The sequence below is a fragment of the Paenibacillus sp. NPDC058071 genome (assembly GCF_042885235.1).
GTDB lineage: Bacteria > Bacillota > Bacilli > Paenibacillales > Paenibacillaceae > Pristimantibacillus.
Genome location: NZ_JBHVSK010000016.1, coordinates 89,236 through 110,901 on the forward strand (window position 1 = coordinate 89,236; position 21,666 = coordinate 110,901).

14 protein-coding genes are annotated in these 21,666 nt (G+C 49.9%); 1 reads left to right on the top strand and 13 read right to left on the bottom strand.

The annotated features are described in order from the left end of the window. Positions 1 to 22 precede the first annotated feature (22 nt). The 9 genes from ACFVTB_RS21950 to ACFVTB_RS21990 all read right to left on the bottom strand — a co-directional run bounded on the left by ACFVTB_RS21950 (position 23) and on the right by ACFVTB_RS21990 (position 15,660). The gene (locus tag ACFVTB_RS21950; RefSeq protein ID WP_387754013.1) at positions 23 to 2,632 is read right to left on the bottom strand and encodes an S-layer homology domain-containing protein; all 2,610 of its coding nucleotides are present in this window, start codon (positions 2,630 to 2,632) and stop codon (positions 23 to 25) included. A gap of 524 nt (positions 2,633 to 3,156) precedes the next feature. Continuing rightward, positions 3,157 to 6,789: an S-layer homology domain-containing protein gene (locus ACFVTB_RS21955; RefSeq protein ID WP_387754069.1), complete on the bottom strand. Its 3,633-nt coding sequence runs from the start codon at positions 6,787 to 6,789 to the stop codon at positions 3,157 to 3,159. Between the two features lie 420 nt (positions 6,790 to 7,209). Then, complete coding sequence (locus ACFVTB_RS21960; protein ID WP_387754016.1) at positions 7,210 to 8,343, bottom strand: glycosyltransferase family 4 protein; 1,134 nt, start codon at positions 8,341 to 8,343, stop codon at positions 7,210 to 7,212. A 106-nt stretch (positions 8,344 to 8,449) separates the two neighbouring features. Continuing rightward, positions 8,450 to 9,151 (bottom strand): WecB/TagA/CpsF family glycosyltransferase, encoded by a 702-nt coding sequence (locus ACFVTB_RS21965; RefSeq protein WP_387754072.1) that lies wholly within the window; start codon positions 9,149 to 9,151, stop codon positions 8,450 to 8,452. A gap of 79 nt (positions 9,152 to 9,230) precedes the next feature. Further along, entirely contained in the window at positions 9,231 to 10,364 is a 1,134-nt protein-coding gene (gene csaB / locus ACFVTB_RS21970) for a polysaccharide pyruvyl transferase CsaB (RefSeq protein ID WP_387754018.1), read from the bottom strand. After that, on the bottom strand, positions 10,328 to 12,439 hold the full coding sequence (locus ACFVTB_RS21975) for a DUF5693 family protein (RefSeq protein ID WP_387754021.1): 2,112 nt from the start codon (positions 12,437 to 12,439) through the stop codon (positions 10,328 to 10,330). The genes csaB and ACFVTB_RS21975 overlap by 37 nt, the downstream gene beginning before the upstream one ends. A 164-nt stretch (positions 12,440 to 12,603) precedes the next feature. Beyond that, positions 12,604 to 14,316, bottom strand: a complete 1,713-nt coding sequence (locus ACFVTB_RS21980) for a phospho-sugar mutase (protein WP_387754024.1) — start codon at positions 14,314 to 14,316, stop codon at positions 12,604 to 12,606. A 166-nt stretch (positions 14,317 to 14,482) separates the two neighbouring features. Continuing rightward, positions 14,483 to 14,914 (bottom strand): 3-hydroxyacyl-ACP dehydratase FabZ, encoded by a 432-nt coding sequence (gene fabZ, locus ACFVTB_RS21985; RefSeq protein ID WP_387754027.1) that lies wholly within the window; start codon positions 14,912 to 14,914, stop codon positions 14,483 to 14,485. 200 nt (positions 14,915 to 15,114) lie between these two features. Next, complete coding sequence (locus ACFVTB_RS21990; protein WP_387754029.1) at positions 15,115 to 15,660, bottom strand: CDP-alcohol phosphatidyltransferase family protein; 546 nt, start codon at positions 15,658 to 15,660, stop codon at positions 15,115 to 15,117. A 243-nt stretch (positions 15,661 to 15,903) separates the two neighbouring features. Here ACFVTB_RS21990 and ACFVTB_RS21995 point away from each other — a divergent pair, with 243 nt between their 5' ends. Further along, entirely contained in the window at positions 15,904 to 18,111 is a 2,208-nt protein-coding gene (locus tag ACFVTB_RS21995) for an Ig-like domain-containing protein (RefSeq protein WP_387754032.1), read from the top strand. A gap of 250 nt (positions 18,112 to 18,361) precedes the next feature. Here ACFVTB_RS21995 and ACFVTB_RS22000 read toward each other — a convergent pair whose 3' ends face one another. The 4 genes from ACFVTB_RS22000 to mreB form a co-directional block, all read right to left on the bottom strand. After that, positions 18,362 to 18,685, bottom strand: a complete 324-nt coding sequence (locus ACFVTB_RS22000) for a DNA-directed RNA polymerase subunit beta (RefSeq protein WP_387754035.1) — start codon at positions 18,683 to 18,685, stop codon at positions 18,362 to 18,364. Between the two features lie 15 nt (positions 18,686 to 18,700). After that, complete coding sequence (locus ACFVTB_RS22005; RefSeq protein WP_387754038.1) at positions 18,701 to 19,531, bottom strand: flagellar hook-basal body protein; 831 nt, start codon at positions 19,529 to 19,531, stop codon at positions 18,701 to 18,703. 34 nt (positions 19,532 to 19,565) lie between these two features. After that, positions 19,566 to 20,429 (bottom strand): flagellar hook-basal body protein, encoded by an 864-nt coding sequence (locus ACFVTB_RS22010; RefSeq protein WP_387754041.1) that lies wholly within the window; start codon positions 20,427 to 20,429, stop codon positions 19,566 to 19,568. A 154-nt stretch (positions 20,430 to 20,583) separates the two neighbouring features. Beyond that, positions 20,584 to 21,585, bottom strand: a complete 1,002-nt coding sequence (gene mreB / locus ACFVTB_RS22015) for a rod shape-determining protein (RefSeq protein WP_387754043.1) — start codon at positions 21,583 to 21,585, stop codon at positions 20,584 to 20,586. Between the last annotated feature and the right edge of the window lie 81 nt (positions 21,586 to 21,666).

Consider the following 21,666-nt stretch of genomic DNA (forward strand, 5'->3'; position numbering starts at 1 on the left):
GGTCCTTTCGTATCAAGAAAGATTACTTCTTGATAATTTTGATAGCTTTTACAAGCTTGAAGCTTGCATAGTCAGCTTGAGTATCAACAGCAATTGCGAAGTCGTATTTGTCAGCTGCGCCAGCATCGTTTTGTCCAATTGTCAAGGACAGAATGTCAGACAGGTTGCCGATCGATACGCTGCCTCCGTCTTTAATGAATACTACGGAGTCACTACCTACATAGTAAGTGTCGCCAGTGCCGTTAATTTTGAACGTGCCGTTAGCCAGTTCAATGTTGGTGATTTTGTCAGTAGCAGGACCTGCGTTGATAACAGTCAGCTTGTCGTATTTCGAGCTAGCTGTACCTTCGTCAGTCAGAGCTACCAGTACATGATCGTCTTTGCTCAGACCAGCAACTTGAGTGTAGATACCCGAGTTGTCTTCGATGCCGAAGTCTTTGTCTTCGCCTTTAACGTTCAGTGTAACTGTGTAAGTCGAGCTGTTAGCAGTGTCATGTTTAGTAGCACTTACAAACAGACCGTATTGGCCAGTCAGGTTTTGCGAAGCGGATTTCTTAGTGATGATTACATACTTCGCGAACGTGCTGGAACCGTCAGTGATTACATTTACGTAGTCACCTTTCGAAACGTTGGACAGCGAGCTTACAGTAACTTCGCGATCTGCAGCAGGCTTAGTCAGAACTTTTTGTGCATCCAATACGATCGTGTTAGCGTTCGTGTTGAATACAGTGTTGTTCACTTTAACTGTTGTATCCGTTTTTTCGCTAACTTGGTCAGTTGTAGCTGTAGCAGTCAGGGCACGGATCGATTGGATACCGTTGATGCTGCCATCAGTGCTTTTCAGCGTCCAAGTAACGAAGTAGCCGTTGTTAACGATGTCGAACGGAGTAGAAATGTTTTTCAATGTAGTGCCAGTAGTCCAAGTATCGTTATCAAGGATTACATTGATGTTTTTGTTTTCTTTGATGGAGTAAGTTTTGAAAGCATCTTTCAGTTCGCCAAATGCTCCACCAGTGTTGAAGCCGTTGTCAGCGTTCAGGATAACACCATATTTAGCATCGCCTGCGCCGCCGCTAGTCAGTTCATGATTAGCAACTTCACCGTTTTTGTTCAGGAACAATTTGTATTTAGCGCCGATTTCAACTGCTTTAGCGCTGCCTACACGTTTGTACTCTTTACCACCAAGTGTGAAGAAGTAGTCGCCGTTAGCTTTAGGCGAGATTTGTGTTACTTCACCTTCAACAACAGTACGAGTAGCGTTAACTTTCAGAGCTACTTTATCTTTGTTAGTGTAGGCAATTTCAACGATATCGTTTTTAGCAAGATCAGTTGCTGCTTTAGCTTCGCCATTGATTGTTACAAGAGTGTCAGCGTCAAGATTGATTGCGCCAAAGTTAGTTGTAACAACGCGTGCTTTGGAGTTGCTGTCTGCAGCGATGTAAGCATCAAGGATGCCGTTAGTGATGCCGTATTGTGTAGCAACGATCGAACGAACGTTACCATTGTCGTTCAAGAAAGCTTGAACTTCAACGTCTTTAGCAATTGTGTAAGTGGAAGATTGCTCTTCGCCGTTCACAAAAGCGTTGTAAACGCTAGCCGATACTGGGTATTCAACTGCAGCAGAACCAGTTTTGATTTTTACTTTAGCGTTGCCGTTTGCATAAGCAGCATCCAAAGTACCAGTGATTACGTCAGCTTCGTCTTGGATATCGCTCAACGCGATAATGCGGCCTTGGCTGTTTTTAACCAGTTGTACTTCATGTCCAAGCAGTTCAGGCAGTTTTTTGCCGCCAGTAATTACGAAATTGCTAGCGAGCAGTTTAGGACCCGAAGTTGTCAGTACACGACCGTCAACCAGAGTTCTGGAAGATACGATTGCTTCTTCAGTCGCGCCCAGACGGGAAATCAGTTTCGATTTGTTACCGTTGCGGTCTGTGATCGCGGAGAAAGCTTGTTTGTCAGCTTCCCATTGTACCAGGTACAGATCCAGGGAGTTGTTAACGATTTGAGCTACAACAGCACGAGTAGCCAGTGTACCTTGAGCGATGTCAACTTTGCCGAACAAGCCGATTTCCTCAGCTTTTACCAGCACGTTGTACGGCCAAGAACCGGACAGTTTGTTGTCTTGGTAGCCCAGTGCACGAACAACGATTGCCGAAACTTCTTCGAACTTGATGTTGTCGTTTGGACGGAATTTGCCAGTACCTTTGTCACCAAGCAGGTAGCCTTTTGCAGTTGCTACGTTGATGAAGCCCGTGTACCATTCGTTCGTTTTAACGTCTTTGAATTCGGATTTCACGTTTTTCAACGCGTCAGCCGCTTTCTCAGAACCAGTAGCTGTAACGATTACTTTCGCCAGTTCAGCGCGAGTAATGTTGTTAGCTGGTTTGTAAGTACCGTCTGCATAACCATTGATAATACCAAGAGCGACAAGCTCTTCGATTGCGTTTCTTTCTTTCACGTTAGCCACGTCAGATGGAGCTGCTGCAAACGCAGGAACCGCCACGGACAGGACCAAAGAGAAAGCCAGCACGAATGCTAATAAACTTTTCTTCATAACCTTTTTTTCTCCTCCTCTAAAATGCTTCGGTTGTTGAGAGTCTTGATTAGATGGATTGCTCGTTTCCCTCATAGCCGTTGTCACCCCCTTCCCAGAGTAGAGCAGTATTTAGTATAAATGATGTCTGCTGCCATGTTTAACCCTATGTAAGAACATGTCGCAGAAACTTGTAAACAGGTCAAATAAAATACTAGAGAAGCTATACCACTTTAACATTATACAATGGGCTACCCTCACCGTAAAGAGAAAGTTGAGAATTCATTCCAACTAACTTCGGATTAATAGGGACAATGCACTAATCCAACGGCGTTTTGTCATTCGACATGTATTTAAACGCATGGCGGCCATAAAAGTTGCGGTTGTTTTTCAAAAAAACAATAAGATTTTCGCAAATCTTTTAAAGCTTGGCTATTCTGTTCATATGTATGCCGATTCAGCCGAGAAAAGCTCTCTATGCAGCCTTCGTACTATGCAAGTATAGCTTGTTTTATTCCTGCTCGTCATTGCTAAAGTTTTTCCATGGATAATGTTGCAGAGCCTATTTTTTGAAAAAGAGAGGACAGCTTCGTTCGCTGTCCTCTCTCGTTGCCAATTAATTAGAGTAGCTTGTTCTTACGCATAACTCTCTCCGCGATAACAGCCGCGTCAGCACGCTTCAGATTCGATTTCGGATCGAAGCGGTAGGTCAGTTTAGCACTGCCAGTCGTCGTATCCGGCAATCCTTCAATAAACTTCGCTTTGTAAACAGCCAGTACGGAAGACATAGCATACGTGTCGATAAGCTTTCCGTCCGTAAATGCTTTTACTAGCGCATCCCTATCCTTCTTCTGGTCATCCTTGCCGTCCTTCACCAAACCGGCAGCGCGCGCGATCATGACGGCGGCTTCCTCGCGGGTAAGCGGCTCGTTAGGCAGGAATTGGCGTGGTCCTTTACCACGAATAATACCCTTCCTCACAGCCGTCTCGATATAACGGTAATCCCAGAACGGACTGAGGCCCAGTACCGGCACAACGTCATCGAACGTCATATCATTCGGGTCGTATTCAAGCGGAATATTAAACATTTTCACAAGCAATTGAGCAAATTCGCCGCGCGTAATGTTGTCATACACGCCAAACTCGCTATTATTTTTCGAATTCATAATGCCGCGTCCGTACAGTAGCTCAACCGAGTTCCGGGCGTAATCGTGGCCGATAATGTCGGAGAAGCTGTAACGCATTTGCATGACGACAAAATAGCCGAAGCCGTCAATTGGAGCAGTGATTGTTTTCTTGCCGCGATTAATTTTGCCGCCAATGTTCTCCCATTTGCCGTTGTAGTAACGCCAGATTGCAAGCGTATTAGCAGCGGAATCGACAATATTGGAATCATATTTAATCGTAATTTGGCCAGCATTCGATGTTTCGAGCCAACGAGTCAACGGACGGCTGAAGAACTCGTTGCCGACTTTATAAGGCTGATCGCCTTGTTTGTACGTGTAACCCGTTTGACGCGAGCCCTCTACATAGCCCGAATCGATCCAGAACAGATTAGAGGCGAAGCCGAAATGCGTAATCGGGCGTATAACCGCCGCACCGAAATCGCTGTAAGAGACCGTGTTGAATGTACCGTCTTTCGCTTCGTTGTTCGAGTCGTATTCACCAACGGCATTATAGACTTTCAAAGTACGGCCGTCTTTACGATCTGCGATACCGAATAAAATTTTCTGCGAATCGAACAAATCAATGGTTGTTACATCTTGGCCTGGATTGACGTTGGCCGGACGAAGCAGCGTCTTTTTCGGGAACGTCAACGTCAATTCGTTCTTGAACGCCGCGAGCTTCCCTGCGCTTGTAATGTTGGCTTTATATTGAGCGCCAATTGAGTTGTCAGCCGCATAGTTCACTGAGAACTCGCCGTTCAGCTTTTGGGTGCCGCGATAAACGGTGAACTTCACCTTATTGACCCCGGCCTTCAGGTTTTGCAGCTCATAACGGAAAATGTCATCAGCAACGCTTCTCGTCATTTCCGCTTTACCTACGAGAATACGGTCCGCGCCTTCCGCTTTGATACTAATGTTCATGAAGTTTTGGTTAATAACCGCTTCCTGAGGAAGCTTCGGCGATAAAATTTCGTAAGGCGGAAGCTCTCTACGGATCGTAATCGTTTGCGATACACTTTCCGTACCGACTTGCGAAATAACCGTAATACTCTTCACGCCGGTTGTCGGCAAATTAATATCGAATAAACGCAAATGATAAGTTCTCGCTGTTTTGTTCGTTTCCTTAGGTTCGATAAAAAGTTTGTCTGCGCTATTATTGAGCAGGTTCAGATCGTTGGTCACATCGTCTCTTGATGCCGTTGCATAATCGATGCCGTCCACTTTAATGATCAAATTGTTCAGGTTTGAAACCGTGAACAGCAAATCTACTTTTTTCTGCGATGTGGTATAGCTGTTGGCAGTCGTTCCAGGAATAAATTTCTTATCCGGATCGGCAAACAGCCGCTCGTTGAGAACATCGTCTATCGGTTTAATTTTAAAAGGGACTGGAACGATCTTCGTCACATTCGGACGTTTGTCAGAGAAACGATAGATGGTCAGTGTCGTCGATACGGCTACGCCGTTTGCCTTGCCCGATAACATGATCTCGTTGCTGCCATAAACGAGGTTGCCAAACGTGCTGAGCGTAATGTTGAAGGTGTCGCCCGTAATCCCCGTAACCGGCGCCGATTTTCCGTTTAACGTCAATACAAGCGTAGAAAGATCCGCAGTTCTGAAGTTTAGCAGCTTGCCTTGCAACGCAGTTAGCGGCTTGTCATCGTAATAGATTGCACCGTTGTACGTATTGGTTACTTGAATGGAAGAGATCGGGTTATACGTGAAAGTACGAATAACTGTATTCTTCTCACTGCCTACCGTTACCGTAAAGCTAAGCTCGATGTCGCCTTGAGGCAGAGCGTTAATACGGTAAATGTGCTGGTTCGTACTCGAAGATGTGAATTGATCATAGCTGAAAGACGTGTTCGCCGCGATTGGAACCCCGTTGCGTTTCGCCGTCAAGGTCGCCGTACCGCCTGTGAAATTAACCGTATCGACCGCTATCCAAAGCGGCATTTGGCTAACATTCGCATTGTTGGAAAATTTCGTACTGGAGTTATAAGAAGCGGCAGTGCCATTAATCGTTACGTCATATAGCTGTTGCAAGTCCTTAATATACGGAGCGTTGGTGCTTCTCACTGTGAATGGAACCGGGAAGTTGGCCTGTGCCCCGTCATAAGTATCGCTCTCAACGACCAGCTCGTATTCTGCGCTGTCGCTCGCTGTGATTGGAGCATCGCTTGTGAAATTAAACTCCGCCCAATCGGCAGTTACCGGCCCTCTAGTTGTCGTAGTCGTAATCGGACTTCCAACTAACACTCCGTCTTTGTACAGCTTCAAAGTAACATTCGGAATCTGGCTTGGAAGGGAAGTAGGGAAAATAATTTTACCTGTTACCGTGCTGGAAGTGATCGGCTGGACGATCGGCGATCCATCCAACTGAACCGTGCCCGCGAAAATGCCGTGAGCGGTTGGCGTATTGCTCTTGAAATATATGAGTTCACGGTTAATCGTGAACGTTTTGTCGCCGTTGCGAGAGATGATCTCCAGCTTGTTCAAGCCGAGCTGCAAGTTCAAATCGGATAAAACGAACGTTCCGGCGCCGCCGTTGAACATCGCTTTACCATTGATAAGAACCTCTTGCGCATTGCTCGCTTTGACCATAAGGGACGGATTCGGCGTCGTTACAACGACCGGCTGTCCTTCGTTAATCGGCGTGCCGTTTGCCAATTGAATGGTCGTAATAACCGGAACGTTGCCGTAGCTGACGTAGCTGGAAGCTTCGACAAGCCCACCGGATCCATTGCCGCTTGTACCGATGACCGTAATTCGGTTCAAGCCTTCGAACAATTGAATGCCGGCAAAAAAGAACGTGTTGCCTACGATAGACGGCGTAATACCACCGTTAGTCGATGCAACGACAGAGCCGTTGACCAGTCTTTCAATTTTATACGTAATGGAGCCCGATGAGACATCGCTGTACGAGCCTCGCAAATCGACTGTGTTTCTATTCACGACGGTAGGGTTGCTCTCCACCGTGCTGAAATCGGTAAACTGAAAATACATCGAATTTGCTTTGGCGGGACTAATCGGCGCAATCGTCGCCACAAGAGCCACTGCCATAACAATGCTGAGAATTTTGTTCCACATTCTTAACACGTAGTTTTCCTCCTTTTGAATCATATTGCCTCAAAGACATGATGCCTTCCAATCGGACTCTACCCCTAGCTAGTCCAAACGATCAGGACTCATGACGGCTGTTCCGTCGCCTCGTTCTATTCGTTCTAATCTTTTACTAAGCTGCCGCGTACAATATTGCATGTCCGAATCGCTCTATGTCGGCACTTCCCCCTCTTCTATCCGCAACCCCGTCTGCGTTACACCGATGCTGCTGCGCTACCCCTCGGCTGTGGATGCATTCTGTACCTTGTTTATCGGCTAATGAATGTCGAATCTTTAGTCAAATCTCTCCGTTTTTTGGCGAAAAAAAGAGCGATGCAAGGATTAGGGTCCTCGCATCGCCTCGTTCTCTATTATTATGAAAATTTTCTAATCAGGAGTAAATATCGATTATTTCGAACGATCCGTATCCAAACGCAGCAGATGGCGTTTGAAAAAGTTGATCAGCGGGCGTCTCGTCTTGTCGACGATACCAGTCAGTTCCGCTCCGATCTGCAGGCAGAACATCAGCAGACATACCACGATGAATGTAATCCAGTTCGCCGCGCTCGATTGCACGACGGTCGATTGCAAAATCGCAAAGCCGCCAAACACAGCCGCAACACCCCAAATGATAAGCACCGTTTTGCGGTGGCTAAAGCCAAGCTCTTGCAAGCAATGATGCAAATGCCCTTTATCGGGCGCAAAGATCGGACGTTTGTTGACCAAACGGCGAATAATCGCGAAGAACGTATCCGAAAGCGGAACGCCGATAATAAGCAACGGCGTCACAAACGATACAATCGTAATCTGCTTGAAGCTGATCATCGACAGCATCGATAGGCAGAAGCCCAGGAACAAAGCGCCCGAGTCGCCCATAAAGATTTTCGCCGGATGGAAGTTAAAGAACAGAAATCCGACAATGCCGCCAAGCAGCAGTGTGCTCAAAAGAATGATCGGCACGTTGCCCATAATGATCGCCATCACTAGTATCGTTCCGATGGCGATGCCGGATACGCCGGCGGCCAGCCCGTCCAACCCGTCAATCAAGTTAATGGCGTTTGTTACGCCGACGATCCAGAAAATCGTGAGCGGAATCGAAAGCCATGCCGCAATCGGCTGCATCGCTTCAGCGAATGGGAAGTTGACGAAGTCGATTGTAATATCAAAGCCGAATACAACGACGCATGCCGCCGCAATCTGACCGACCAGCTTTACTTTTGCTGAAAGCTCAAAGCGGTCGTCTAGAGCGCCGATAATAATAATCAGCGTGCCGCCGACCAGCATAGCGCGGATCAGATTTAGGTTTTCCGGGGTAAGCAGGCCTTTCGGAATGAAAGGCGACAGCACCAGAAAACCGATCACGAACGCCGCATAGATCGCCAAACCTCCCATACGAGGCATAATCCGCGTATGTACCTTACGGTGGTTCGGCTTATCGATTGCACCGACGAAAAAAGCGAATTTCTTAACCAATGGCGTTAATACAAGTGCTATAAGAACAGAAATAATAAATCCGGTTGTATACAATAAACCTGCTGACATGGTGTGCAGCTCCCCTTTTCTTTCTACCGAAGTGAATTATACTCCGATGGAAAAAGAAACTCCAATCCCGTTTTCAATCGATTTTAACGGTTTTGGGAGGTTTTCACTAGATTGACCTAGGTTTTGTGACGTTTTCCTTATCCCGTATCACTTTCACGACGAATTTCGGCAATACCATCATTCTTGGCAATCTTTTCGGCTCTTGCAGCAAACGGTAGAACCACTCCAAACGCAGCTTCTGGAACAGCTTAGGCGCTCTGTTCAGCCTGCCTGAAATAATATCGAAGCTGCCGCCCACTCCCATAATAATCGGGACGCCCAGCTCCTTTTTATATTTGGAAATCCATGGCTCCTGTGTTTCCGCGCCTCTGGCTACAAACAATAAATCCGGCGAGGCCTCGCGAATAGCCGCAATTACTTCGGCGTCTTGATCCGCTTTAAAATAACCGTTGCGCACGCCGACAATCCGCACCTGAGGATATTGCAGCTGCAGCTTCTCAGCCGCCGCCTCAATGACCTCCTGCGACGTTCCGAGCAAGTACACCGACCATTTACGCTTCTCGCCCGCTTGCATAAGCCTGTGCAACAAATCGAAACCGGTCACTCTTTCCGACACTGGCGTACCGACGTGATTGGCCGCCCATACGACGCCTGCTCCGTCCGGCACGATCAGTTCGGCCGTCCTCATCATCTTGTAATAGTCTTTGCTGTCTATAGCCGACATGATCATAATCGGATTCGCCGTAATGACATGCGTTTGCCGTTTTTGCGCGACAGCATCCGTTAAATAGTCGACCGTCTCGTCCATACTCAACGTAGAGAATGGAATTCCATAAATCGGGATTGTAGGCACCTGTTTCGACAAGCGAGTATCACCTCAATATGATTTAACGCAATAACTGCGCAATTTGTTGCGCAGGCCGTTGCGACTGTTGCTTTAATTTACTAATTGCGTCTTCATGCTCGGCTCTCCAGGCAGCAGCGTCGTCTAGCAGCTTTTCCGCTGCAGCCGCGAATTCCGCCGCATCCAGACGTTCCGTCGTACCGATCGCTGTCAGACCGATCCGCCCCAGAAATTGGTCGATCTTAGGATCGTAGGACAAGCCCAGCATTGGTACATGCTGATTCGCGGCATAGATAAGCGCGTGGAGCCGCATGCCAAACAGCATATCGCAGCGGCTTACCTCAAGCAACATCCGCTGCGGGTCGTCGCCGGGGGAGGCAAGCTCCACCGTGCTTCCTTCGCCTAGCCGCCCGGACAATCGTTCCATCACCAGCTTTGACGTCTCCGCATCTTCCGGGGTATGGAACGGCAGGAAACGCAGCCGCACCGGACGGCGGCTCGCCAGCTCGGCCAGCGCATCCACCGCGCGTTCCAGATCGGCTCCGTCCTTGCGCCAATGACGCAAGGACACGCCGACAACCGGCACGGAACCGGCAGCCGCGCCATCTCTCCCCGCTGCCGTATTCGCCGGCAGCGGCAAGCCCATTACCGGATCGGGCACAACCTCAATCCGTTCCTTCGAAACGCCGATCCGCCCGAGATATTCAGCCGATTCGGCGTCCCGTACCGACAAATAGGCGCTCTTCCGCATCACGTGACGAATAAGCGGATCCATCCAGCGGCGGTTGACCGGTCCGATCCCTTGCGAATAAATGAAGGTCGGCTTGCCAAGCAGCTGTGCCAGTTTAATGACTCCCACGTAATACGGAATCGTCTTGGCGCTCGTTGCATCCTGCAGCAGGCTGCCGCCGCCGCTAATCAGCGCGTCGCATTCACGAAGTGTCTTGAACAAGTCTGCTGGACGCATCCGGTGAGCCGACTGTACACCGTACATCCGGCTTGTCCACTCTGGATCGGCGGACAGCACGACAGGCTCGAACTTCACGCCTGCCGCCCGCCCCTGTTCCTCCAGTGCCAGCAAAATCGAGCGGAGCACCGCTTCATCGCCGCTGTTGCTAAAGCCGTAATAGCCGGAGACGGCTACTCGGCAAATTTTCTTTTCCAAACCGGCCACCATTTTCGCCACACCCCTTCCAGCAGCTGCCAAACGCCGATCAGCACCAGGCCGAAGATGGCGCCCAGTCCGAGACCGAGGAAGACGCGAATAATCGAAATGTGCAGCGGCGTATGAATATGGGCGAACGTATCAACCATCGACAGCTGTCCGATTGAGCCGACAATAAGGAACAGCCACGCTGCGCGGTAACGAAGCGCCAGGAACAACCCAGCAAAGAACAGCGGATGGGAGAACAAAAACTCTTTATTGCGCGGACGAACGCCAAATGTCGACTCCAGGAACGTCCGGAACTCGCGTTCGAATGGCAGTGTCGTTCCGGCATTGCCCGTACGGGACAAATAATAGAAACCGGCTGCGGCGACAATAACGCCGACAATGACCATAACGACCGTAATTGGCATTTTCATAAAACCGCGAAGCCGCTTGATTTTCGATTCACCGGTATACAGCAAGACGTAAATAGCGGTCAAAGCGATCGGAGCCAGATGCAGCAGGCTAACACCACGATACTGCTCCAGCACGAGGCTGTACGTAACGTTGTTTAGCAGCCCGACAATAATCGGCACCGCAACGAGCGACATTAGCGCCGTAACAACAAACCAATTGATCGCCAGACCAAGCCGGCGACGAGCCGGAATGCCTTCGAACACCCATTTCACGCCAGTTTCGCTTGTGCCCTCAGCGGTCCGTGTCGACCATTCAGTTCCCCCGACAGAGCGCTCGCTGCCCGCCGTCCGAGAATAAATACGGTTCATGACCCAGACGAGCGCCAACGTTGGCGCCGCAATGCCCGCGCCAAGAGCCAGCGCTTGCTCCATCAGCGGCCCTTTGAGGACATAGAGACCAGCGCTGCCGACCAAGCCGATCAAGAAAACAGGAATCGCAACGCCCGATACAAAAGCGCTAATTAACAGCGCAATCAACGCCACAGCAGCGGCGGCAACCATCGCTTTCAGCGGCTTCGCATAGGAAGGATGCTGCACTTCGAACGGCTGGGCCAGATTCGGCGGGAAGCCTGCATCGGCAAGCGTTTGAACGATGCCGTCCTCGCCCTTCATCGACATATACAAATTGTCCAGCGAGTTAATGATCCCCGACTTCTCAAGGCTCGCACTAGGCGCGGCATTCAAGAAAAACATCCGGATATTGCGGTCTTTCGCTGCCAGTAAGAACCGGTCGTTAATCGCCTGCGGCGTCATGCCCAGCGCGTCCTCCGGCGACAACGAATATAGCCTTACCGCATTATAATTTGTAATAAATGCTAATTTATTTATGCCGAGCTGAGGTTTTTTCAAATTCTCTATCAAAGTGATACCCATGCCGTATTTGTTCAGCAGCTGCCCGAAAGAATCGATGCTCTGATCTTCGGCATGGTTCGTGTAGCCCTTCACTTTATCCCCATCGAACAAAATGCGGGTCACGCCGTATTCTTTCAACTGACTGAGCAGCATGTCCACCTGATTTTCATCGTAAGGAAGAACGCGATCTGAGAACCGCGCAAGGATGTGGAAACCAGCATCCCGCAGCGTTTTAATCGTGATCGGATCAAAGTTGATCGGCTTCAGTAATGCATCTTGCAGCGGCAACTCGATTACCATGCCCTCACGGCCGCCGAACGACCAATCGCGATATACGGCCCCTACGCGATCGAACGCTTCGCGAATAATCGGACCGATTTCTTCTTTCTCACGTTCGCCGGTAAATAGCAAGTACGTAAAGTTCTGGCCTTTCGGCTCCAACTGGCTCTGCAGCAGTGCGACGTCCTTCGAATTGTAGTACGTCAGGCGTCCAGCCTGCTGCAGCTCGCGCAGCGAGCTTTCGTAAAGCGACATCGTTGTGACGCCGACATACTTCATATTTTGAATCTGCTCCGCGATATAATCGTGAGGTCTAGCTTGTATCTCGGCAATCTCAACCAAATCGCGGTAGTCGAACACATATTCGACCTGCTTCGAGGTCGATTCCATTGTCATTCGGTTATAGCCGAGCGGCATTGCCGCAACGACGCCAATTAAAGTAATGATCCACAGCCAAAGCTTCGCTTTGCGGTTCCAGTGCTGCCAACGCTTAAGCACGATAATCCTCCGTTCAAGTTGCCTATTGTCATCCATTTCATCGTTCATCAAAAAAAGAAAGCGGATACCGCACGCCCCCATGTTCCTGACGTTGCGCATTCCAAAAAGTTGCGCCGCGGCATCCGCCTATTTGACATTTATTGTCGAAGCCGAGCGCTGCGGTATTACGACAGACCGTCGACCCGTGCCATGACCGCTTCGCGCAGCTTCCCTAGCGCGGCATCCGCCTGGCCGGTCTCGCTGCCTCGAACCGCGAAATACACTTTAATTTTCGGCTCTGTACCGGAAGGACGCAGGCAGAACCAGGAACCGTCCGCCAATTCATATTTAAGCACGTTCTCTTTACGGAGACCGTCCAGCCCTAACGAGTAATCAAGCACGCGCTCGACCTTCACGCCACGCACATCGGCCGGCGGAGCGGAGCGCCAATCTTCCATAATGCTTGCAATCTTCTGAACGCCGTCCAGTCCCTTCATCGTGCGAGACTCCAGCGCTTCGAGGTACACGCCGTGCTTCGCGTAAAGCTCCTGAAGAACGTCGTACAGCGTTTTTCCTTGATGGCTATAGTATGCCGCTGCTTCCGCAATCAATAACGAAGCGACTATCGCGTCCTTATCGCGAGCGTAAGTGCCCGTCAAATAACCGTAGCTTTCCTCATAACCAAACAGGAATGTACGCTCGCCAGTTTGCTCATAAGCAGTCATCTTTTCTCCGATATATTTAAAACCGGTCAGCGTATTTTCTACCTCTACGCCGTAAGACCGGGCGATATCCGCACCCATTTCACTCGTTACAATCGTTTTAATGACGACACCGTTGTCTGGAAGCTGTCCTCGCTCCTTCAACTGGCTCAAAATATAATCAACCATCAGCGCGCCGGATTGATTGCCTGTCAGCACAACGTATTCGCCTTGATTGTTTTTCACGACGGCGCCCATCCGGTCCGCGTCTGGGTCCGTGCCGATAATCAAATCCGCTCCGACTTCCTGCGCCAGCTTAATGCCAAGCGTGAAAGCTTCCCGTTCTTCCGGATTCGGCGATTTGACTGTAGAGAAGTAACCATCCGGCTTCTCTTGCTCTGCCACAACGTGAACGTTCTTGAAGCCTGCTTTGCGCAGCGCCTCGCGAACAGGCACATTACCCGTTCCGTGCAGCGGCGTAAAGACAACGCTAAAGCGTTCGCCGACACCGCTTGCCAGCAGCTCGCGGTTAAGACTTTGCGCAACGACCGTATCGACGTACTGTTCGTCGGCGCTCTCGTCAAGCCATACCAGCAGCCCTTGAGCTTCCGCCTCTTCGCGGCTAATCCGGCGCACTTGATCGAAGCCGGCCACTTGCTGAATGGCGGCAATCACTTGCTCCGCATCATCCGGAATGAGTTGGCAGCCGTCGGCTCCGTATGCCTTGTAGCCGTTATATTCCGGCGGGTTATGACTTGCCGTAATAACGACGCCGGCTCCAGCCCCGAGCTCGCGAACCGCATAGGAAAGCTGCGGCGTCGGGCGAAGCGAACGGAATAAATACGTTTTAATGCCGTTAGCTGCGAGCACCAACGCCGAATCAAGCGCAAACTCCGGCGAATGGTTGCGGGAATCGTGCGCAATGACTGCCGACTTGCCCGCTTGTCCGCCTGACAGCAGCCAGTTGGCCAAACCTTGCGTCGCTTTTCCGACCGTGTACGCGTTCAAACGGTTTGTCCCTGCGCCCATGACGCCGCGCAGACCGCCCGTACCGAATTCCAAATCGCGATAGAAACGATCTGCGATTTCTTTCTCTTGACCTTCCAAGCCGCGAAGCTCCGCTTTTGTCGCCTCGTCGATCGACGGATCCTTCAGCCAAGCCTCGTAACGTTCTCTTGCCGTATCTTTATGAACCAAATGATCATCTCCCATGTATCCAGTTATTTATCCGCCGCGCTTGCCGGCTGTTTCTAAGTTGAATTGTCTGACTAAACGGGGTTAAAATGAGCTCCCGATCGGCTACGAAAGTTCATGGCTTGCGCCACTTTCAACCTATTATAATGTAGCTCTCCAATTACCCGTGTTACTCGCGGTCTTGCAGCGCAAACATCAATTCGCCTTCAGCAACGACTTTATCTCCCACTTTTGCGATAGCTTGCCCTTTGCCGATTTTACCTTTAAACCGCGTAATTTCAACACTAAGCGTGAGCGTATCCCCCGGAGTCACTTGCCCGCGGAAGCGTACGCCGTCAATACCCGCAAAAAAGCCGAGCTTGCCGCGATTTTCTTCCACCATCAACATCGCCACGGTGCCTACTTGGGCGAGTGCTTCAATGATCAAAACCCCCGGCATAACCGGATAGCCCGGAAAGTGTCCCGTAAAAAACGGTTCGTTCATCGTTACGTTTTTAATGCCCACAGCGCGAACGCCAGGCTCCACTTCTAGGATGCGGTCGATCAGCAAAAACGGAGGGCGGTGTGGAATAACTTCTTGGATCTGATTAATGTCTAGCATTGGGATTGCCCCTTTCTTCTTGCACATAGGTATATTTTTCTCATTCAAGACTGAAACTAAGCTTATCCTTCAACAAACTGCAGTTGTGAAGGTTAAGATAAGGGGGCTTGGCTGCCGGACCTGAAGCGTCTGTGCCGCCAAGCCTCTTTGTAATTGTACGTATGACGGGTCCTCATCGATACAGACGAACGTCTTCCGACTTAAGACCCGGCGGTCGGCGTTTGCCCTTGATCCGTTTCCGAAGGCTTGTTCAGTGCTTTGAACAAAACGATGTACATAATCGAGGTCGCAAACGAGAAAGCAATAACCGCCCAAAAATAAGCTTCGGCGAATGGAGCTTTGAAGAAGACGAACATGATGCCCAGATAGAAAAGCACCGTGGTCAATTTCCCCATCCAGTTGGCCGGAACCGTTTTCTTTCCGCGAAAATGAAAAAACAGCCCGCCCAGTATCATTCCTGCATCGCGCAAAAAGATGGCTGCCGCCGCCTCCCATGGAATCAGGCCGCTGACTAGCAAAGAGACGATAACCGTGATGAACATCAGCTTATCCGCGAGCGGATCGAGCATCATGCCGATGGTTGTCACCTGCCCGCTGCGCCGAGCAATATAGCCGTCCAAAATATCGGTGACGCCTGCCGCGACAACAACTAGGAAGGCGGGTATCATGTGGCCCTTCGCGAATACGACCACATAGAAAGGAATCATTACGAACCGTAATGACGTCAATAAGTTCGGCAGATTCAAACGCGCACGCCCCTCTACCTTTTCCGGTTCCTCTATCAAGGTTCCCAATTATTATACAACTACCATATAAAAAATAAAACAACAGCGTCCCCTCAGACCAATTCCTGCTATGAAATCGACGAATTCCCCGTTCGTTCGACCTATTTTTTAGGAGTATTGTTCCATTTCTCTTCATTTTGACGGCCGGTCGGCCGTTATTATAAATAGGAAATGTGAATCCATTGCAGAAAGGACAGGGATGTAGTGAATTTTAGCTTATCGTGGAACAAGTCGCCTCTGACCAAATGGCTCGCAGTCGTTATTGCAGCCTCGTTACTTTTAGCAAATTTGGGAGGCGTCGGCATTGCCAATGCCGCCGACACCGTAAACGGAATCGAATTCGATTATGACGCCGAGAATTATAATTCAAGCAAATCGGCGATTGAAGTCTTTATAGAAAACGGAGATGTCGACTTGTCCTTGCTCGCCTCTATTGCAGGCGCTTCAAGCAAGAAGGACGTAACCGCAAATGCTACCTGGAAATCTTCCAACACCTCGTATGTCAAAGTCAATCAGGGCGTGCTTACCGCTGTCGGTAAAGGAACAGCGACAGTATCCGCTACATACGGAGGCTTTACCTTATCCATTAAAGTCATCACGGATTTTGTCTATGATGAATTGAAATTGCTGCAAGAAAGTGGAGCGGCTCCGGACTCTAAGGATGTTGAACTGGGCGATAAGATCGAGTTCACGCTGGAAGGACGCAAGAATGGCGCTACCACAGACGTAACCGAAGACGCAACATGGACGACGTCCAGCCCGCAAATCGCAAAAGTTGAAAACGGCGTTATCGAGCTTCTCTCGACGGGCACCGTGACAATTAAAGCGGCTTATCTCGGCAAGTCAGCTTCGATTAAGCTGAAAGTTACTTCTCCTTACAAATCGATCGCCATTTCGCCGAAAGGTCTGCTTGAATTGTATTTGGGCGACAACGATGAAAAACCACTGGAAGCGAAAGTAACAGCAAAGGATGGCAGTGAATCCGACGTTACTAAAGATGCTGTATGGAAAAGCGATAATGAGAGCGTAGCGACGGTTGAAGAAGGAATCGTTAAACCGGTAAGCGCCGGAACGGCAAAAATCTCCGTTACCCATAACGGCGTAACCGCTTCGATTCAAGTTGCCGTACGCTCCGCTTATCAGGCAATTAAGCTGTCTCCGTCAACGGAGCTTCACCTTCAGCTGCATAACAGCAACGTTCAAATCGAGGCTACGGTACTACACAATTCGGCTACGCCTTCACCGATTACGAAAAGTACAGATGCCGAATGGACCTCGTCCAACCCTGTTGTTGCTACTGTTTCAGAAGGACTAATTACGCCAAAAGCAGTTGGCACAACGACGATTGCCGTAAAATATAAAGGCATCACGAACAGCGTCAACCTGACCGTCTATCCGAGCATCAGTTCGTTAAAGGTCGATAAAGATAAATTGGACGGTTTTGTCGACAGCAGCGAGAACCTTCCGAAAGTAACGGCAACCACCTTTAGCGGTGAAAATGTCGATGTCACGAAGCTGGTTCAATGGGTTTCCGGCAACGAATCGATCATAGAAGTGAAGGACGGCAAATGGAAAGCGGTCGCTCTAGGCCAAACAACGCTTAAAGCATCCGTAGACAGCCATCAGATCGAAGTTCAAGTAACGGTTAATCCAAAACCGCTCAAGCTGGTACCAGAGTATAAAGATACGACCATCATTCTCGGACAAGAGGTTTCCCTTCCGTCGATTATCGTTGTATACGACGACGGAGTAGAAGCGAACGTTTCCGATAAAGTGACCTGGAAGGTCGGATCTGACAACATCGTACTGAAGTCAACGACAATGAGAGGCTTGGAGCCGTCTTCGGTCACTTTAACGGCAACCTACTTAAACAAATCGGTAGCAGTTAAAGTAAGAGTGGAAGAAGAGATTGTAAAAATCGTCGTCGAACCGTCTACGATTAATCTCTTCCCCGGCTCCTCCAAATCGATTCAAGTAAAAGGTACTTATAAAAGCGGTAAAACCGTTTCATTGAACGCTAAAGTCGATTGGGTATCGGCCAATGAAAAAGTCGCTGTCCTCCGCTCCGCTTCTTCGGTGAAGGCGGTCGATGTCGGTACGACGAAACTGACCGGTTCTTACCAAGGGAAGGCGGTTGAGGCGATCGTAGTCGTTTCGCCAAAACTGAAATCACTTGTGGTTACGGATAAATCGCTCAACCTTAGCCCTGGACAAACGTTCCAAGTCGGCCTTACAGCCAACTATACGACAGGCAGTCCAGTAGCGGTAACGAAGGAAGCAATTTGGACCACCTCCAAATCGAGCGTGGCAACTGTCCAAAACGGACAAATCAAAGCCTTAGCCAAAGGATCGGCAACGATTAAAGCAACCTTTGAAGGCAAATCGGTTTCCGTTCGAGTAACGGTAAAATAATAAGCAAATAGCAATGGCGGTGCAGGAACTAATTCCTGCACCGCCATTTTTTAATTTGGATAAGCATCAGTTCGGCTCTTACTAAATCGTTTAATGGTGATCGGAAGAACCCTCTGCCCCGCAGCGCTTCCACTCACATATAGTCAAGAACTTGATTTCGGTTTTGAGCAATAAAAGACGAAAACCGTTGCGCTGCCCTGAGGGTTCACCCCTCATGGACGGCGCAACGGCCATTATCCAACCATACGTTTTACTTATCCGAAAAAATTAGATCATAAAGATGCTTCCAGGTAGACACGCTGAACACTTCGTCTCCCGGCTGCTTGCCAACAACGGCATAACCGATGTACAAGCCTGCAACGAGCATCACGATCATAATGATTGGAACGATGCTTTTTCGTAGCAGCCACAGCAGGATACGGACTCCCATTGGACGCTTCTTTCGTTTATTATTATTATCGCCGGACTCTCGGCCTTCAGACGGCTTGTCGCTTCTCGAGCCACGTTCCCGTTCACCGGCTTGTTCCGCCGACGCTCTTCTGGACAAGGCGATCCGTTGATCGGCCATACTCATAACCCATCATCCTATCTATTTGCGCAGGCTATTGGCCAGCCCCATCATCATGTCGCTCGACGTCAATGCGCGGGAAGCTAGCTGATAAGCGCGCTGCACGGTGATCAGCTCGGTTACTTCATCGGTCAGATTAACGTTGGACTGCTCAAGCGCTCCTTGTCTAATGGCAACGCCATTATCCGAGCTAGGAACGATTTCCTGCAGGACATCGGTCAAGGTAATGCCTCCGGCTACCGCATATAGATTGTCGGCAACTTGCGTCAGCGATTCCTGGCGCAGCACACGACTCATCTTCAATATACCTAAATTAACGATGCTGCCGTCTGGCGCAATCCCTTGGACAGTACCGTCTTCTTTAACCCGAAGCTTGTGGTCTTTAGGCATAACAATCGGTCCATCGTTGCCGGGTCCTCTCGTTGCAATGACCGGATAACCTTCTGCCGTTGCCAAAATGGTATCACCGTTTCCTTTAACAGTCAACAAGAACGATCCGTTGCGCGTATACCCGCGCGTTCCGGCATCGTCGGTCATGACCTCAAACATCGCATTTCCTTCGATAGCCAGATCTCCGTCTAATCCCGTCTCTTTAATCGATCCCTGTTCCAAATTCGGAACGACCAACGACATACGGGAACCCCAGCCTTGCGTAAGACCAAGCTGAGTAAGACGACCGTCCTTTTGAAATTTATCCGGCTGCTTCGACATCGTAGCCAGCAGTTCTTCAAAGGTCGATTCTTTTCGTTTGTAACCAACTGTATTCACATTCGCCATATTGTCGGCCAGCATATCTAATTTCATTTGATAGCCGTTCATAGAGACCATAGCGTTAATTAAGGAACTATTCATGACGCGCCTCCCTCATGCGTACTTGTCCGGCAGCTTAAATACGGCCGATTTGATTGACCGCTTTTTCCAGCGTCTCGTCGTACGCTTGCACCACTTTCTGGTTCGCCTCGTAAGCGCGAAGCGCCGCCATCAAATCAACGGAAGCCTGAGCGGCATCGACATTGGAACGCTCAATAAAGCCTTGCTTCAATTCAACCCGCTCGGCAGCCGCTATCGGACGAACCTGATTGTCCTCGCCCGTAAAGCGATAGTTGCCAGTGCCTTCGCGAACAAGCAAATAAGGGTTGTCCACTCTCGTTAACAGCATCTCACCGACGACCGCCCCCGTCTTTGCATTAATAAGACGACGATTCTCATCAATAACGAGCTCATCCATCGTAACCCCTACCGGGAGACGGATTGGTTGATTATTGACGCCCATGATGTTCGAACCATCTTCGGCTACGAGATAGCGATCGCTAGTCACACCAAAAGTGCCGCCGCGCGTATAACGGATTTCGTCATTCTGATTTCGCAACGTAAAAAAGGCTTGCGGCTGATACGTCACATCCCCATCATCCGATACGTTCTTGCCCGCTGCGTCAAACGTGATGTTCGGCACCTCAATATTGGAAAGAATCGCAAAGTCTGTCGAGCGGCTCGTTTGCTGCATGTCGCCTTGCTTGTAGATCGCAAGCGCCTCTTCGGCCATCACGCCAAAGCTCATGCGCCCGATTTCTTTGCTCTCTTGCGGCTCTACGCCAGTCATGCTGAGCATGAATTCCGGAAACGACCGGGATACGGTAGTGGTCTGCTTGTATCCGGGCGTCATTATATTCGCTATATTATTCGTTACGGTGTCATGCTTCCGCTGCTGAGTCATCATGCCCGCAGCAGCCGTATACAATCCTCTGATCATCTTTCGTTGTCGCCTCCCCGGCACTTTGATCGCAACCGCATACTTCTACTAACTATATCGGTTTTCCGTGCGACCGCAGTTATAGCAATTCCTATGACCATAGACTCAATTTACGCCTCGGCGCGCCCCCCATTCAGCGCCCTACCCGCGCCAATTAGACTCTGGACTTTTTACCGAGCTTGTCCAAATTATCGAGCAGAATGCCGGTGCCTTTCACGACGCAGTGCATCGGATCTTCGGCAATCAAAACCGGTACCTTAAGCTCCGTAGCCAGCAGCGTATCCAAACCGTCAAGCAGCGCTCCGCCGCCCGTCAAAATAACGCCGCGGTCGATAATGTCGGCCGACAATTCCGGCGGCGTCTTCTCAAGCACCGTCTTCGCCGCGGACACGATCGCCATTACCGGATCCCAGAGCGCTTCACGCACTTCATCCGAACGGATCGTTATCGTCAGGGGCAGTCCCGACACCATATCGCGACCGCGAATATCCATTTCGTCCCTGCGGCCTTCATTATGTACCGTGCCAATTTTGATTTTAATGTCCTCGCTTGTCCGCTCCCCGATCAGCAGACGATATTTATCCTTGATATACTTCATAATGGCGGAGTCGAACTTGTCCCCCGCAACCTTAATCGAGGAGGCCGTCACAACGTCTCCCATAGACAGAACCGCTACGTCTGCCGTTCCGCCGCCGATATCGACGACCATGTTGCCGCTGGGCTGGAATATGTCCATTCCAGCCCCGATTGCGGCAGCCTTCGGCTCTTCCTCTAAGTAAACGTCCTTCGCTCCGCTTCTTTCGGCGGCTTCGCGAATCGCTTTCTGCTCAACCGACGTAATGTTGGCCGGAGCACAAATCAGAATGCGGGGACGGCTAAACCATTTGCGCCCCTCCACCCGATCGATAAAAGCTTTAAGCATAATTTCCGTTATTTCGAAATCGGCGATAACGCCATCTCGAAGCGGACGGATCGCCACGATGTTGCCCGGGGTACGGCCTACCATGCGGTGAGCTTCCTCGCCGACCGCCAGCACCTTCTTCGAATCGCTTTCAATCGCGACGACCGAAGGCTCATCCAGCACGACGCCCTTTCCTTTCACATGAATAGATACGTTCGCCGTACCCAGATCTACTCCGATATCCTTGCTCAGCATAAGGCTAAAGTCCTCCAACGAATAATGTGTGCTTCTCGTTCAAATTAGTTCCACCGACGCGGAAACCGCTAGCATACAATA

Coding starts and splice junctions, on each gene's coding strand:
- mreB (WP_387754043.1), bottom strand. CDS start 21,585: ATGCTGAGCAAGGATATCGGAGTAGATCTGGGTACGGCGAACGTATCT.
- ACFVTB_RS22010 (WP_387754041.1), bottom strand. CDS start 20,429: ATGATCAGAGGATTGTATACGGCTGCTGCGGGCATGATGACTCAGCAG.
- ACFVTB_RS21950 (WP_387754013.1), bottom strand. CDS start 2,632: ATGAGGGAAACGAGCAATCCATCTAATCAAGACTCTCAACAACCGAAG.
- ACFVTB_RS22005 (WP_387754038.1), bottom strand. CDS start 19,531: ATGAATAGTTCCTTAATTAACGCTATGGTCTCTATGAACGGCTATCAA.
- ACFVTB_RS21955 (WP_387754069.1), bottom strand. CDS start 6,789: ATGTGGAACAAAATTCTCAGCATTGTTATGGCAGTGGCTCTTGTGGCG.
- fabZ (WP_387754027.1), bottom strand. CDS start 14,914: ATGCTAGACATTAATCAGATCCAAGAAGTTATTCCACACCGCCCTCCG.
- ACFVTB_RS22000 (WP_387754035.1), bottom strand. CDS start 18,685: ATGAGTATGGCCGATCAACGGATCGCCTTGTCCAGAAGAGCGTCGGCG.
- ACFVTB_RS21965 (WP_387754072.1), bottom strand. CDS start 9,151: ATGGACGAGACGGTCGACTATTTAACGGATGCTGTCGCGCAAAAACGG.
- ACFVTB_RS21960 (WP_387754016.1), bottom strand. CDS start 8,343: ATGTCAGCAGGTTTATTGTATACAACCGGATTTATTATTTCTGTTCTT.
- csaB (WP_387754018.1), bottom strand. CDS start 10,364: ATGGTGGCCGGTTTGGAAAAGAAAATTTGCCGAGTAGCCGTCTCCGGC.